Annotated in this window: 16 protein-coding genes; 15 read left to right on the plus strand and 1 reads right to left on the minus strand. The window is 64.5% G+C overall.

Translation table 11 applies throughout. The features are described 5' to 3' along the window. The first annotated feature begins 84 nt into the window (after nt 1-84). A complete protein-coding gene (locus KNN17_RS08895; RefSeq protein WP_372489649.1) occupies nt 85-1,368 on the plus strand; it encodes an MFS transporter in 1,284 nt (427 codons plus the stop codon). A gap of 127 nt (nt 1,369-1,495) precedes the next feature. Here the strand turns inward: KNN17_RS08895 and KNN17_RS08900 are convergent, their stop codons facing one another. Continuing rightward, complete coding sequence (locus KNN17_RS08900; protein WP_241708382.1) at nt 1,496-1,861, minus strand: hypothetical protein; 366 nt, start codon at nt 1,859-1,861, stop codon at nt 1,496-1,498. Nucleotides 1,862-1,865: 4 nt separating this feature from the next. On the opposite strand from KNN17_RS08900, the gene KNN17_RS08905 reads away from it, so the two are divergent. The 14 genes from KNN17_RS08905 (at nt 1,866) to KNN17_RS08970 (ending at nt 13,989) form a co-directional block, all read left to right on the plus strand. Further along, complete coding sequence (locus KNN17_RS08905) at nt 1,866-2,150, plus strand: PEP-utilizing enzyme (RefSeq protein ID WP_241708383.1); 285 nt, start codon at nt 1,866-1,868, stop codon at nt 2,148-2,150. Between the two features lie 35 nt (nt 2,151-2,185). Further along, a complete protein-coding gene (locus KNN17_RS08910) occupies nt 2,186-2,620 on the plus strand; it encodes a hypothetical protein (RefSeq protein WP_241708384.1) in 435 nt (144 codons plus the stop codon). Beyond that, nucleotides 2,617-3,543 carry a hypothetical protein gene (locus tag KNN17_RS08915; protein WP_241708385.1) on the plus strand — a complete coding sequence of 309 codons (927 nt, stop codon included), beginning with the start codon at nt 2,617-2,619 and terminating at the stop codon, nt 3,541-3,543. The genes KNN17_RS08910 and KNN17_RS08915 overlap by 4 nt, the downstream gene beginning before the upstream one ends. After that, on the plus strand, nt 3,530-4,858 hold the full coding sequence (locus tag KNN17_RS08920; RefSeq protein ID WP_241708386.1) for a V-type ATPase 116kDa subunit family protein: 1,329 nt from the start codon (nt 3,530-3,532) through the stop codon (nt 4,856-4,858). The genes KNN17_RS08915 and KNN17_RS08920 overlap by 14 nt, the downstream gene beginning before the upstream one ends. Then, complete coding sequence (locus tag KNN17_RS08925) at nt 4,855-5,298, plus strand: ATP synthase subunit C (protein WP_241708387.1); 444 nt, start codon at nt 4,855-4,857, stop codon at nt 5,296-5,298. Before KNN17_RS08920 ends, KNN17_RS08925 begins: the two co-directional genes overlap by 4 nt. 15 nt (nt 5,299-5,313) lie before the next feature. After that, entirely contained in the window at nt 5,314-5,535 is a 222-nt protein-coding gene (locus KNN17_RS08930) for a V-type ATP synthase subunit F (protein ID WP_241708388.1), read from the plus strand. After that, nucleotides 5,532-6,053 (plus strand): hypothetical protein, encoded by a 522-nt coding sequence (locus KNN17_RS08935; protein ID WP_241708389.1) that lies wholly within the window; start codon nt 5,532-5,534, stop codon nt 6,051-6,053. The genes KNN17_RS08930 and KNN17_RS08935 overlap by 4 nt, the downstream gene beginning before the upstream one ends. Then, nucleotides 6,041-7,789, plus strand: a complete 1,749-nt coding sequence (locus KNN17_RS08940) for a V-type ATP synthase subunit A (RefSeq protein ID WP_241708390.1) — start codon at nt 6,041-6,043, stop codon at nt 7,787-7,789. Before KNN17_RS08935 ends, KNN17_RS08940 begins: the two co-directional genes overlap by 13 nt. Next, nucleotides 7,786-9,231: a V-type ATP synthase subunit B gene (locus KNN17_RS08945; protein WP_241708391.1), complete on the plus strand. Its 1,446-nt coding sequence runs from the start codon at nt 7,786-7,788 to the stop codon at nt 9,229-9,231. The genes KNN17_RS08940 and KNN17_RS08945 overlap by 4 nt, the downstream gene beginning before the upstream one ends. Further along, entirely contained in the window at nt 9,228-9,875 is a 648-nt protein-coding gene (locus KNN17_RS08950) for a V-type ATP synthase subunit D (protein WP_241708392.1), read from the plus strand. Before KNN17_RS08945 ends, KNN17_RS08950 begins: the two co-directional genes overlap by 4 nt. Continuing rightward, a complete protein-coding gene (locus KNN17_RS08955; RefSeq protein WP_241708393.1) occupies nt 9,863-10,303 on the plus strand; it encodes a universal stress protein in 441 nt (146 codons plus the stop codon). Before KNN17_RS08950 ends, KNN17_RS08955 begins: the two co-directional genes overlap by 13 nt. A gap of 100 nt (nt 10,304-10,403) precedes the next feature. Beyond that, complete coding sequence (locus KNN17_RS08960) at nt 10,404-10,874, plus strand: pyridoxamine 5'-phosphate oxidase family protein (RefSeq protein ID WP_241708394.1); 471 nt, start codon at nt 10,404-10,406, stop codon at nt 10,872-10,874. Further along, complete coding sequence (ppsA, locus tag KNN17_RS08965; protein ID WP_241708395.1) at nt 10,871-13,318, plus strand: phosphoenolpyruvate synthase; 2,448 nt, start codon at nt 10,871-10,873, stop codon at nt 13,316-13,318. Before KNN17_RS08960 ends, ppsA begins: the two co-directional genes overlap by 4 nt. Continuing rightward, the gene (locus KNN17_RS08970) at nt 13,315-13,989 is read left to right on the plus strand and encodes a BON domain-containing protein (RefSeq protein WP_241708396.1); all 675 of its coding nucleotides are present in this window, start codon (nt 13,315-13,317) and stop codon (nt 13,987-13,989) included. Before ppsA ends, KNN17_RS08970 begins: the two co-directional genes overlap by 4 nt. Nucleotides 13,990-14,003: the final 14 nt, after the last annotated feature.

Genomic DNA, 14,003 nt, shown 5'->3' on the forward strand with positions numbered 1-14,003 from the left:
CCCTCCGGCCCGGACATCCAGCCCGGGCGCGTCCCCCACGCGCCCGGGCACTTCTTCGACCCCATCATGAACGGAGCACCCCGAATGCCGGGAAGTAGACCGCCGAGCCACAACCCAGGATCCACAGGAACCATGCTGGGTCTTCGGCGGAACCTGGCCCAGTTCATGCTGCTGGTGGCAGTTAACGCCCTGGTGGGCGGCACGCTCGGGCAGGAACGCACTGTCCTGCCCCTGCTCGCTTCCCGGACATTCCACCTGGACCTCTATACAAGTGCGCTGACGTACATTCTCGCGTTCGGCCTGTCCAAGGCCGCGACGAACTACTTCGCCGGAACCCTCTCAGACCGCTATGGCCGCAAGCCCGTCCTCGTCGCCGGATGGCTTGTGGCAATCCCCGTGCCGGTCATGCTCATCTTCGGGCCGTCCTGGGGATGGATTGTCGCGGCGAATGTGTTCCTAGGCGTCAGCCAAGGCCTGACCTGGTCCACGGCAGTGATCATGAAGATGGACCTCGTCGGACCGAAGCAACGCGGCCTCGCCATGGGCCTGAACGAAGCGGCGGGCTATCTCGGGGTCGCCGTCACTGCCCTCGCGACCGGGTACATCGCCTCCGCGTACGGTCTCCGGCCCGGCCCCTTCCTCCTCGGAGCTGCATACATCGCCCTCGGTTTGGGACTGTCTGTCCTGACCGTGAGCGAAACCCACCACCACGCCAGGACTGAAGCGTCCCAGCACGTCAGCGCTCACGCCGATGCGCACGCCGGCCTCAGCACGCGCGAGGTCTTCACGCTCACCAGCTTCAAGGACCGCTCACTCTCCGCAGCCAGCCAGGCTGGCCTAGTGAACAACCTCAACGACGGCCTCGCCTGGGGCCTCTTCCCGGTTTTGTTCGTCAGCTCCGGGCTAAGCCTGAACCAAATAGGCATCCTGGCCGCCGTCTATCCCGCGGTCTGGGGCGCGGGGCAACTCTTCACCGGAGCGGCTTCGGACCGGTGGGGCCGCAAGTGGTTCATTGCGGCCGGCATGCTCGTGCAGTCCGCGGGACTCGGGATAGTCGCCGGAGCCCACAGCTTCGGACCCTGGCTCGTCGGCGGAATCCTCCTGGGACTTGGAACGGCAATGGTCTATCCCGCACTCCTGGCTGCAATCGGAGACGTCTCACACCCCGCCTGGCGTGCCCGCTCGGTCGGGGTCTACCGGCTCTGGCGCGACGGCGGGTTCGCCATTGGGGCGCTCCTGGCCGGTCTCCTCGCGGACGAGTATGGGGTTCCCGCAGCCATCGCCACCGTGGCCGCGCTTACCGCAGCCTCCGGCTTAGTCGTCGCCGTTCGAATGCGCGGCAACGACCACACTTCATATCTTCGATAAGAAACACGGGCAAACGACTGACCAGCAGAGCTCGGTGCGGGTGCGGATGCCTGACGCTGGCTGGTCGACCACGAAGATTGCACCGAGGGGGGCCAAAGTGCTCAGCCGGCAGCGATTCGATTGGAAGCTAGGGCCGCCGCCCGATTACGGTGACGATGCCGCGTACCGAATCGCCCTCATCCGCGACGGCGTGCCACGCCGTGCCGCCGAGTGCCTTCTCAAGCGCGAGCCTGAAGAGCACGGCGGCGTCGAGGGCATGCACGGCCGGCCAGCGCTGGTCGCCGTCGCCCGGGTAGCTTGCCACACCGGTCTGGTGGGCCATCCGGGTGAGGAACCCGGCGAATCCGCCGTCTCCCTTGTTGTGCACGGTGCGGTTGTGCACGGTGCGGTTGTGCACGGTGCGGGGGAGCTGGATAGTGGATGCGCGTACGCCGCGATCGGCGAGGGAGAGGATGCGGTTGGCGGATACTCTGCGGCCGCCGACCGTCCCCACGACCGTGCCGGCGTGGACCCCTCTCCTCGCCCAAGCGAAGGGCCTGGTCACGGACATCGGCGGAGTGGCGGCCCACGGCTCTATCGCCGCTCGCGAGTACGGCATCCCCGCGGTGATGGGCGCGGGCAACGGGACACAACGCATAGTCACCGGGCAGCGGGCGACCGTAGATGGCGACGCCGGCACAGTGACCCTGGCGGGCTGGATCTCACGTCTCGAATCAAGCCAAACACCGGCCGCTCCGGGTCGCGTGACGTGGTTCATGTCAATCGGCCGTGAGCGGGCCTAGACTGTGGCTCTGAGGACATTCCCGAGGCAGGTGCCATGGCACGATTGAGTTTCCTAGACAGATTCAGGCCAGTCGGCGCTCCCGGGCCCGCCGGTCCGGCTGGTGTACCCGCTGCTGATGACCAAGGCCCGGCTGCTGAGCTCGGCCCGGTTTTCGCCGCGCTGGCGAGCGATGTCGCATACTGCGTGGCACTTGTTGAAGGAGCACGACGAGATGCGGACGGCGAAGTGGTCCGGGCCCGTGCCCAAGCCGCCGCGATCTTGTCCAAGGCCCGGCTTGAGGCTGGTGCCGAGCGCGCACGCTCCGCCGCGCAGATTCAGCAAGCGGCGTCGCTTCGGGACGCGCAGCTGTTGGAGCAGGCACGTCGCGAGGCTGCGGCTCTTGAGCAATCCGGCTTGTCGCGCATCCCAACAGTCGTCGCTGAAGTCATTGACGCCTTGCTGGCTGCACAGGATGCCGGGCAGGAATGAAGGCGGATTGGGTGGCTGCGTCGGTGCGTGCCAGGTCCATGGCGAAGCGCCGGGTAGGAGCTGGCACGAGCCGGGAAATTGCCGCTCTTCCGAGCCTCGATGGCGCGATGACCTTGCTTGAGGGATCAAGCTACGCCGGGCGCCTCTCAGGAAGATCCGGGCTTGCGGCCGCCGAACGGGCCATCCAGGAGACGGTCCTGTGGCAATTGCGGGTGCTTGCCGGTTGGCTTCCGGCGTTCGGCACCGCACTTGCCAGGGGGGCTGCGGGCGCATTTGAAATTGAGAACATCATGGCTTTGGCCCACCAACTTGCTGGTGGTGAAAAGGCCCCGGAGCCCTATCGTTTGGGTGCCCTTGCCACCGCGTGGCCTCGTGTGCAGGCGGCAGGGTCGAGCGAAGAACTGGCCACCATTCTGAGCGGCTCGGCGTGGGGTGACGTAGGTGCTGGCGGTACGGGAGCGCTCAAGGACGCATTGACCGTGGCCTGGGTGCGGAGACTGGCGGCGGTGGCACCTGCTGCCCGGCCGTGGTACGGCGCGGTGTGCGTGCTTGTGGCAGCCCGGATTCTGGCTGTTGACGGAGTGGAGCCGCCGGAAATGGTCCGTCGCTTGTTGCGGCCAGCCATCGGCCGCTCCTGGGAGTCAGCCAAAAGCATTGCCGAGTTCTCTTCCGCGCTTCCGCCGTCTTTGTGGCCGGTGGTCCGGGGTATTTCGTCTCCGAAGGAGCTGTGGCGTGCCGAGGCCCGCCTGCATGCCGCGGTGGAGCGGGATGGTTTTAAGCTGCTTCGCGGCCCGATGCCCGGACCTGACGTGGTGCTCGGCGCCATTGCCGTCCTGTTCACAGACGGGTGGCGCGTGCGGGCAGCGCTCACTGCCGCTGCTGCGGGCGCCGGGTCAAGCGAGGTGCTCGATGAGGCGGCGTGAATTGGCATCCCCGGCGCCGATGGAGCGGATAGCCCTCGTGGTGCCGGAGCAGGACCGGCGGCGCATGCTCGTCGAAGTGGCACGGAGCGCCCTCGTCGAACTAGACCTCCCGTACGTTCCGGGTAACAGCACCGAAGAACTGGACAAGGCGGCGGCCGCCGCGATCGTATCCGGGCCGTCAGCGGGTCTGGTGGGCTGGACGCCCAGATCCGGGATTCCCGAGCTCAGCGCAGATCTTGCGCGGATCGGAGCGGCCGTCGTCCCGCTCCCTCGGCCAAGGTGGCTTCAACCGCCCACGATGCTCGACGGCGGAAGCGGCACCTCGAGGGTCTCTCGAACCCTTGTGGATACTTACGGGACCGTGCCATATGAGGATCTGGATCCCTCGCGCCTCGCCGGAATTGCCTACGTTCTGATGTTCGGGATGATGTTCGGCGACATGGGACACGGAGCGATCCTTTGTGCCGCCGGTCTCCTGCTGCGCGGCGGCCGCATCAAGAAACTCGCCAAGCTGCAAAGAACCTGGCTTTTCGTGAGTGGGGCGGGTGTGGCCGCAATGGTCTTCGGAGCGCTGTACGGGGAAGCTTTCGGCCCCACCGGGCTGGTGCCCGTGCTGTGGCTGGAACCCTTGGCCAATCCAGTGCCACTCCTGCTGGCGGGACTGGGAGTCGGAGCGTTCCTGCTTGCCGGAGCCTATGCCGTGGGCACCATCAACCGTGTCAGGGAGGGCGGCTGGGCATACGCCCTCTATGCGCGTTCCGGCGTGGCAGGCTCCCTGCTGTTCCTCGCCGTGGGGCTTCTCGTTTGGGGACTCGGGACCGGCACCGGGCTTCTCACCGCCGTGGCATCGGTCATCGCGCTTGGCGCGCTGGTCTTCATCTTCATCGGTCTCTACGTTGAGGCCGGAGGAGGGGTCACCGCCGCCTTCCAGGCCGGGGTCGAACTTGTTGACACTGTGATCCGGCTGGGCTCCAACCTCGTCTCCTTCGCCCGGCTCGCGGCCTTCGGGTTGACCCACGCTGCACTGCTGACAGTGGTGTGGAGCGGGACGACGGCGTTGTGGGCACCGGATTGGCGCGCTGCCGCTGCGATCCTGTTGTTTGTTGTCGGCAATATCGTAACTTTTGCCCTCGAAGCGCTGGTGGCGGGAATCCAGGCCCTGCGCCTCGAATACTACGAACTGTTTTCACGAATCTTCCAGTCCGAGGGCCGCCCGTTCAAGCCCTGGTCGCCGGAGCTCACCACCGCCGGAATACCCGGCACCGATAATCCAAATGTCAGGTCCGGCACGCAGGCTGAAAGGCAACTCCCGTGAATCTTTGGTTCGGAACCGTTCCTGTCTTCCTCATCGCCGCAACAGGGGCCATCCTCCTGGTCAGACGCTGGCGAAAGTCCGCATTCACGGTACTTGCAGCCCTCAATGTCCTGGTGATGGGCGGATCCCTGGTATTACTGCTCGGCGCGTTGAATGCGCCGCCAGCGGCCGCTTCCGGTGGAGTTGCCCCGGCCCTCGCGGCGGCAGCAACCGACGCGCCGGCAGGCGCCGGTGGCTCCGCACTGATCGCGGCCGCGATTGCCGTGGCGGGTTCCTCAATCGGCGCAGCGTTTGCCGTTGCCTACACCGGGTCGGCTGCTCTCGCCGCGATGAGTGAGCGCCCGGAAATCTTCGGTAGGGCCATGGTTGTGGTCGGACTCGCGGAAGGGATCGCCATCTACGGACTCATCATCGCCATCATCCTCATCGGCAAGGCCTGAGCAAGGGACGCCGAGATGTTCCAATCGATTGCCGCGATCGGTGAACAGGCCCTGCTGAACGGGTTTCGTCTCGCTGGCGTCAGCGTCCTTGCCTGTTCCAACGATGCGGAAATCCTCCGCGCCTGGCGGGCGCTGCCCACGAATACGGCGATCGTTATCCTCACTCCCGCTTCTGCGCACGCATTGGGGCCCCTCCTGGCTCATCCCCGATCACCCATGACCGTGGTCCTCCCATGACCGGGTTGGCGCCGGAATCCGACGCTGCGTTGCAGCCGGTGCGCATGGCCCTCCGCGCAGCGGCCGAGAAACAGGCCGCTGAGCTTCAGGACGAAGCTCGCAGAAATGCCAATGCCCTCGTGGAAGCGGCAAGGGCCGAAGCAGCAGCGATCCTTTCCGCCGCAGCCCAGGAGGGCGAATCCGCCGCCCGTTCAGAGGCCGCGCTGAGCTTGGCGCGGGCACGCCGCGAAGCGCACGAGCTGGTCCTGGCGCAGCGCAATTCCCTGCGCATGGAACTCCACCGCCGGGTACGGGAGGCGGCGGCCGGGCTCAAATCAGACCCTCGCTACGCGAAGTTGATGGCGCGGCTGACGGAACAGTGCCGGGAGCTGCTCGGCCGCGATGCCGTCGTGTCAGAAAGCCCTGAGGGCGGCGTCGTCGCCGAAGCGGGCTCACGCCGTCTGGATTTGTCGCTTCATGTGCTGGCTGGGATAACCGTGGAATCCGCCCCAGGGGCGCGTGCACTATGGACCCGGTAGCACCCCGGAGGGACGGGACCGTGGTGCATGTCAGCGGGCCACTCGTGGAGATCGAAGGCGTTGGCGGGCTGTCCATGCTTGAGTTGATCGCCGTCGGCCCGCGGCGCATCAGCGCCGAAACGGTGGCCGTTTCCGGGACGCGGGCAACGCTGCAGGCCTACGAGTACACCGGTGGGCTGAAGGTCGGTGACGTCGCAGTGCCCACCGGCGGCGAGCTTTCCGGACTGTTGGGTCCGGGGCTGCTTGGGCACGTGTTCGACGGGCTCATGCGCCCGCTGTCGTCGGCGCCGATGTGGCTGACACCTGAGCGTTCGGGATCCGGTGAAGACCCGACGTCGTTGGCCCGCGAATGGACCTTCAAACCGGAAAAGGTGGCTGGCACCTTTGTCAATTCCGGAGACGTCCTGGGTACTGTGCCGGACTCGGGCTCCGTGGAGCACCGGGTCCTGGTGCCGGCGGGGGTGGCGGGTGAGCTCGACTGGCTGGCGACGGAGGGCCCGGTCCACCTATTCGATACCGTAGCCGTGATTGCCGGCCACGATGTGGCGCTCGCCGAGCGGTGTCCGGTGCGTCGCCCGCGGCCTTTCAGGTCCAGGCACACCGGCACCGTGCCTCTGCATACCGGCCAACGGGTCCTGGATCTGATGTTTCCGGTGGCGCGCGGGGCGGCAGCGGCGGTTCCGGGCGGATTTGGAACGGGCAAGACGATGATGTTGCAGCAGATCGCCAAGTGGAGCGATGCGGACATCATTGTCTATGTGGGCTGCGGGGAGCGGGGAAACGAAATGGCCGACGTCCTCGAAGGACTCTCGCAGCTTGAGGACGGCCGGACAGGCGGGAAGCTGATTGACCGCACCGTCATCATCGCCAACACCTCAAATATGCCCATGATGGCGCGTGAGGCGAGCATCTTCACCGGGATTACGGTCGCGGAATACTACCGCGATATGGGGTACGACGTCGTCGTGATCGCGGATTCGACCTCTCGCTGGGCAGAGGCCCTGCGCGAATTCGCCAACCGAAACGGTGACCTTCCCGCCGAGGAGGGCTACCCGGCGAACCTCGCGTCGGAACTGGCCTCTTTCTACGAGCGGGCCGGCCGGGTGACAACGCTAGGCGGGAAGACCGCATCCGTCACCGTGATCGGGGCTGTTTCCCCGCCGGGCGGCGACATGACCGAACCGGTCACCACGGACTCCCAGCGCTTTGTCCGGTCCTTGTGGGTGTTGGACCGGGACCTTGCCTATTCCCGGCACTATCCGGCGGTGAGCTGGACCGGCTCTTTTGCCCGCGATGCGGAAGCCCTCGGCATCTGGCACACGGCAAACGGAGACCCGGGCTGGGCTACCCGTCGGGCCCGGGCCGCTGCGCTGCTGGCTGAGTCGGACAGGCTGGCCGAACTAGCGGAAATCATCGGGACCTCGTCCTTACCCGGCCATGAGCGGATGATTCTGCTTGGCGGTCGACTGCTACGGGACGGAGTGCTGATGCAGAACGCGCTCAGCGTCAACGACGGGTTCTGTTCCGCGGAGAAAGGTGCCGCTTTGCTGGACCTCGCGCTCGACGTCGTCGATGCCTGCCAGGGACTCGTGGAACGCGGAGTGGCGGCCACCACCATCGAGCAAGCCGATCTTGGTCGCGTTCTTCGTGCACGGGAAGAAACGGGGCCTTCGGATGCGGCGGCCGTCAAAGCCCGAAACGCCGAGATGCTCAAGGCTTTGGTTGGCCTGCAATGAACCATGAAAGAGCCCAGGAAATCAACGGTACCGGCCCTGCACCGCCGACCCCGGCCTTCGCCGCACAGATTTCGCATGGAGACGTCAGGGAGCTCCGCGGACCGCTGCTCGTCGCGGGCGGGATAGATGGCGTCGGCTGGGATGAGTTTGCCACCATTGACATGGACGGCGGAGAGCAGCGGCACGGCCTGGTCCTTGAAGTCGACCGGGACCTCGCCACCTTGCAGGTGCTCGAAACCACCGATGGCATGTCGCTGGAAGGGATTCGGATCCGCTTTGAGGGGCGCCCTCTGCACGTCGAGGTGGGAACGGAATGGCTCGGGCGCGTCTGCAATGGGCGCGGTGAACCGCTCGATGGCGGACCGCCGGTGACGGGCTCGGCAACACTTCCTGTCAGTGGTTGGCCGCTGAACCCCGTTTACCGCGAACCTCCCCAGGAACCTGTTTTGACCGGTATTTCCGTCATCGACGGATTGACCACCTTGGTCAGGGGACAAAAACTCCCGATCTTCTCCGTGCCCGGGCTCCCGCACCTGACGCTGGCCACCCAGATCGCTGCCCAGGCGGCCTCAAGCGGCCGGTCGTTCCGGGTGGTCTTCGCTGCCATGGGGTTGACCCATGCGGACATCGCATATGTCCGGGATCGCCTGGAAAGTCGTTCTGCCGGCGGGGAGTTGGTTCTTTTGCTGAACGCGGCCGACGATCCGGTGATTGAGAGGATCCTCACGCCGCGGATCGCGCTGACCATAGCCGAACACCTGGCGTACACCGAAGAATACGATGTTCTCGTCATCATGTCAGACATGACGAGTTACGCCGAAGCGGTTCGTGAGGTGTCCGCAGCGCGGCGGGAAATCCCGGCCCGCCGGGCATACCCCGGCTACCTCTACAGTGATCTCGCAACTCTCTACGAGCGTTGTGGCCGCGTCAAGGGCCACGATGGATCGGTAACGATCATCCCCGTCTTGACGATGCCGGGCGGCGACATTACCCACCCGGTACCGGATCTGACCGGTTACATCACGGAGGGACAGATTGTCCTTTCGCCTGAAATAGCCGCACGCGGAATATATCCGCCTGTGGACGTCTTGTCCTCCCTTTCGCGGCTCATGCGCAACGGCGCCGGCAAGGACCGGACGCGCGAAGACCACCTCGACGTTGCAGCCCAGGTTCTTGCGGCCATGGCCCGCGCGCGGCAGGCCACCGAACTGGCTGAGCTGATCGGTGAGGCCGCGCTCAGTGAAACCGACCGCAGCTACATCAAATACCAAACGCTGGTGGAAAACGGTGTCTTCAACCAAGGACGCGACGAAATCCGGTCCATTGAGGACACTCTGGGCCGGGCCTGGACGGCCCTGGCGGCGCTGCCGGAACAGGAGCTGAACATGGTGTCGACCGCCTTCCTGGAGAATTATCTTCCCCAACGGAATCACCGATCATGAATGGCATGGGGAGGGCCGCCAAGGTCCGCGTCGAGCGCCGGCTTATGACAGCCCGCCACGGTGCCCGTCTGTTGGATCGGAAGCAGCGCATTCTGGCCGAAGAGCTGGAACGGCTCCAGCTTCTCGCTGAGCTGACCCGCGCCGAGTGGGAACGTCTGGCTGGGGAAGCTGCGCTTTGGCTGCGCCGCTCCGCGGCCCTGGACGGAAGCAGGCAGATCGCTGCGGCTGCACCGCTGGAACCTGCAGGGGTCCAGCTGCGGTGGGCCACCACGATGGGCGTGCCTTACCCCGAAGATCCGCAGTGCCGGCACCCGGCGGCACACCCGATGGGCGGGAGCTCGGCCCTTTCCTACACAGCTTCCCTTCATCGCAGCGCGCTCGAAGCCGGCGTCCGCCTTGCCGCCGTCAAGCGTGCGGAACTGCTGCTGACTACGGAACTTGCTGTGACGAGGACCCGGCAACGGGCGGTTGAAAACCGCTGGATTCCGGAACTGGAAAACGAATTGCTGGCCATCCGGCGGCGACTTGAGGCACAAGAACTTGAAGAGGCTCTGCGCCTGCGATGGGCCGCCGACCGTTCCGTTGGGAACAAAGACCGAACGGTGCGCGGTTCCGGTGCGGGGACGGTGCCATGGGGCAAGTAATTCTGGTGGCAGTGAACGACTCGCGGGCCGCGTTTCGTGCCGCCGAAGTGGCGGTCGACTACGCCCGCCGGCTTGGCGCGAGTTTGAGGGTTGTGACAGTCGCGGATGAAGGGGCGATGGCAGGACAACGCGGCGGTTCCGACTCCGCCGCGGTCGCGAGACATGCCGACGCGGCAGCCGAGGCTGCCTTCCGCCACGTCGCCGCGCTGGGAGCGGCGGCAGGAGTGGAGGTCTCCCTAGGCCATCGCTCCGGCCGCGTTGCGGCCGAAATCCTCGCCGAAGCCCGTGAAGTCGATGCGGCCCTGATAGTCGTCGCGCTGGTGGACCGTCCCGGTAGTTCATCACCGTACATTGGAAGCCACACCTTGCGTGTCCTGGAATTCTCCAGCGTCCCCGTGATGGTGGTACCCCTGCGGCCCGGCCCCTGAGACAGGGCTCTCCGGTTTCAAAGAACGCGCGGTACTGGCTGGGATGAAGGGGGTCCTTGTGCCCTGTTTCGCGTTGGACCGGATCCCTAGCATGGGCAGCATGACAAACAAAGACAATATCCCAGCAGCAGAAGTCCTTGAGCCCCCGGAGTGTTGGAGGCTGCTTGCGGAAACGTCGGTTGGACGTCTGGCACTTGTCGTGGACGGGCATCCGGATGTCTTCCCAGTGAACTACCAAGTGGACAACGAATCCCTGCTATTCCGGACCGGGTCCGGAACCAAGCAGGAAGCCCTTGACGCCGATGCCGCAGTCGCATTGGAAGCTGACAGCGTGAGCGCCGAATTCGGCATGGCGTGGAGTGTTGTGATTAAAGGAAAGGCCCAGCGGGAGACCGGGGCAGGGCAAGCACTCGATTCGGTAAGGCGTGCTTTGTTCCCGTGGCAGGGCGTCGGGAAGGACATTCTGATCAGAATTGTGCCCGAGTCGGTAACAGGCAGGAGATTCACGCTGACTCCGCCCATGAGGTGGATGTCGCCCCTCGACGACACCACCCGCGCCGGAATCGAATGAACCCGGCCAGGGGTACGGTTGTGGATGCACGCAGCGTGGTCTGGCTACAGGACGTCAGGGCCACGGATGTGTCAGAAGTCGGGGGAAAGAATGCCTCGTCGGGCGAACTGATCCACGCCTTGGCCGGCGAGGGAGTACGGGTCCCCGACGGATTCGCGACGACAGCTGCCGCATTTCGGAGCTTTCTGGCATGGAACCAATTGGGGCCCAGGCTGTCCGAGGCCGCCTCGGATTTTCAAGCGGGGAAGCTGAGCCTGAGAAGTGCCGGCGCGGCGATGCGATCCATGGTTCTTGGTGGAAAGATTCCTCCTGAACTTGAAGAAGGTATCCGGGCAAAGTACCGCGAGCTGGCTGCACGCACCGGCCGTAAGGACCCTGCAGTCGCAGTCAGAAGCAGCGCGACGGCGGAAGACCTTCCCGATGCGAGTTTCGCCGGGCAGCAGGAAACCTACCTTAACATCAGGGGCGAGCAGGGGTTGCTCGATGCTTGCCTGCGCTGCTATGCGTCGTTGTTCACCGATCGCGCCATAACGTACCGCGAGCTGATGAATTTTGGAGAGTCCGGCGTGGCGCTTTCCGTGGGCGTTCAGCTGATGGTCCGGTCCGACATCGGGGCTTCAGGAGTCATGTTCTCGCTCGATACGGAAACCGGCTTTCCACGCGTAGCGGTGATCAGCGCGAACTGGGGACTCGGCGAGACAGTAGTCCAAGGTTCAGTCAATCCCGACAAATACGGCGTGTTCAAGCCGTTGCTCGCGTTCCCCGACTACTCACCGATCATCGAGAAGACCAAAGGCGCCAAGCTGCGGAAGTTGGTCTACAGGCCCGGCAACGACGGCGGAACGGTCCTCGTGGACAACAGTGAATCCGAACAAAAGGCGTTTGTCCTGCAAGACCAGGACATCGTCCAGCTTGGGCGGTGGGCAGTGCAGATTGAGAACCACTACGGACGTCCGATGGACATGGAATGGGCCAAGGACGGAGAATCCGGCGAACTATTCATCGTCCAGGCCAGGCCGGAGACCGTCCAGGCCCGCAAGAGCAGCACAATGCTGGTCACACATCGCCTGACCCAACAGGGGAGCCTTCTGGTGGAAGGCGCCGCCATCGGGGACTCCATCTCCTCGGGGCCAGCTTGTGTGATCAAGCAAGCCTCTGACATCGAGCGGTTCATCGACGGCTCCGTGCTCGTCACGGAGCAAACCGATCCTGACTGGATGCCGGTCATGAAACGGGCGCGGGCCATCATTACAGACCGTGGCGGGGCCACGAGCCATGCAGCTATTGTGAGCCGCGAACTCGGTATCACTGCCGTCGTCGGGACTTCCGACGCGACTTCCGTCATCGAGGATGGGCAATCCGTCACTGTGTCGTGCGCCGACGGGGACACTGGGCATGTCTATGACGGGATCCTGGCCAGCGCAACCGAGGAAATCGACCTCGGCACTCTTCCACCAACACGAACCGACGTCATGCTGACGATCGCGAGCCCCGCCGCGGCGTTCAAATGGTGGCGCTTGCCAGCACGGGGCATCGGACTGGCTCGAATGGAATTTGTCATCAACGACATGGTCCGGCTCCACCCGATGGCGTCAGTATTCCCTGAGCGGATCACCGATGCCGGGGAACGCCGCGCGATCACCGAGCTGGCGAACGGCTATGACAACCCAGCCGAGTATTTCGTGGACACCCTTGCCCTCGGTCTTGCCAAGCTTGCCGCGCCATTCCATCCGGCTCCGGTCATCGTGAGGTTGAGCGATTTCAAGACGAACGAATATGCGCATTTGATGGGAGGGTCTGTATTCGAGCAAACGGAGGCGAATCCCATGATCGGCTTGCGGGGCGCGTCCCGCTATTATCATCCGCAGTACCGCCCGGGATTCGATCTTGAGTGCAGGGCAATCAAGAGGCTTCGCGCACATTGCGGGTTCATGAACGTCATGGTGATGGTGCCGTTCTGCCGGACCGTAGATGAAGCAGACCGGGTCTTGGCCGTGATGGCCGAGAATGGCCTGGTACGGGGAAAAGACGGGCTTCAGGTCTACATGATGTGCGAGATCCCGTCCAACGTCATCCTGGCTGAACAGTTTGCCCGCCGGTTCGACGGTTTCTCCATAGGTTCCAACGACTTGACCCAGCTGGTCCTGGGCGTTGATCGTGACTCCGCCCAACTAGCTGCACTCTTTGACGAACGGAACGAGGCCGTGATGACGATGATCAGGGACGTCATCCGCAAGGCCCACGCGTCCGGCATCAGGATAGGAATATGCGGGCAAGCTCCCAGTAACTTTCCGGAGTTCGCTGAGTTCCTCGTTGGTGAAGGAATTGATTCAATCTCACTCAACCCGGACAGCTTCCTCCGCACAGTCCCGCGCATTGCAACAGCCGAGGCCCGGCTCGTGGCAAATCTACCGCCCAGACGAAACGCCAAGGAGCGACCATGACCATGTCCACCAGTTCCCCCCGCACCGATCATGACCTACAGCAAGCGGTCTTGAACGAGCTCGACTGGACGCCCGAGGTAGATGCCTCCCACATCGGCGTCGCGGTCACTTCAGGAGTCGTGACCCTGACAGGTGAGGTCCCTAGCTATTCCGTCCGTCTGGCAGCAAAGAAGGCAGCCTTGCGGGTCCGCGGGGTTACAGCTCTCGCGGATGATCTGACGGTCCACTACCTCGGCGGACCGGTCACTGACACCGACATTGCCGAAGCTGCGCAGAGCGCGCTTCAAGCAAACTCCGTGCAGACCCTTGGGTCGATAACGGCAGAAGTCAGCAACCACATCATTACCCTGACAGGAATTGTCGACTGGAACTATGAGCGTGAAGCGGCATCCCACGCCGTTGAACACCTTCGAGGGGTCAAGTCAGTCCGGAACCTCATCACCCTCAAAGAGCGGGCCTCGGCCTTCGACACCAAAACCCGGGTGAAGAACGCCATTGCCCGCCAAGCGGCGCTCGACGCAGAAAAGATACTCGTCGAAGTGGATGGGACCGAAGTGACCCTCACCGGGAGGGTCGCGAACTGGAACGAACGGAAAACGGCAGGAAAAGCTGCGTGGTCCTCACCGCATGTGACCGCGGTCCACAACCAGCTCGACGTGCAACCGGAATAACGTGGCCGCCAGCC

This window comes from Arthrobacter bambusae (assembly GCF_022606295.1).
Classification (GTDB): Bacteria; Actinomycetota; Actinomycetes; order Actinomycetales; family Micrococcaceae; genus Arthrobacter; species Arthrobacter bambusae_A.

Coding starts and splice junctions, on each gene's coding strand:
- KNN17_RS08970 (WP_241708396.1), top strand. CDS start 13,315: ATGACCATGTCCACCAGTTCCCCCCGCACCGATCATGACCTACAGCAA.
- KNN17_RS08935 (WP_241708389.1), top strand. CDS start 5,532: ATGACCGGGTTGGCGCCGGAATCCGACGCTGCGTTGCAGCCGGTGCGC.
- KNN17_RS08930 (WP_241708388.1), top strand. CDS start 5,314: ATGTTCCAATCGATTGCCGCGATCGGTGAACAGGCCCTGCTGAACGGG.
- KNN17_RS08960 (WP_241708394.1), top strand. CDS start 10,404: ATGACAAACAAAGACAATATCCCAGCAGCAGAAGTCCTTGAGCCCCCG.
- KNN17_RS08895 (WP_372489649.1), top strand. CDS start 85: ATGCCGGGAAGTAGACCGCCGAGCCACAACCCAGGATCCACAGGAACC.
- KNN17_RS08915 (WP_241708385.1), top strand. CDS start 2,617: ATGAAGGCGGATTGGGTGGCTGCGTCGGTGCGTGCCAGGTCCATGGCG.
- KNN17_RS08955 (WP_241708393.1), top strand. CDS start 9,863: ATGGGGCAAGTAATTCTGGTGGCAGTGAACGACTCGCGGGCCGCGTTT.
- KNN17_RS08945 (WP_241708391.1), top strand. CDS start 7,786: ATGAACCATGAAAGAGCCCAGGAAATCAACGGTACCGGCCCTGCACCG.
- KNN17_RS08940 (WP_241708390.1), top strand. CDS start 6,041: ATGGACCCGGTAGCACCCCGGAGGGACGGGACCGTGGTGCATGTCAGC.
- KNN17_RS08920 (WP_241708386.1), top strand. CDS start 3,530: ATGAGGCGGCGTGAATTGGCATCCCCGGCGCCGATGGAGCGGATAGCC.
- KNN17_RS08950 (WP_241708392.1), top strand. CDS start 9,228: ATGAATGGCATGGGGAGGGCCGCCAAGGTCCGCGTCGAGCGCCGGCTT.
- ppsA (WP_241708395.1), top strand. CDS start 10,871: ATGAACCCGGCCAGGGGTACGGTTGTGGATGCACGCAGCGTGGTCTGG.
- KNN17_RS08910 (WP_241708384.1), top strand. CDS start 2,186: ATGGCACGATTGAGTTTCCTAGACAGATTCAGGCCAGTCGGCGCTCCC.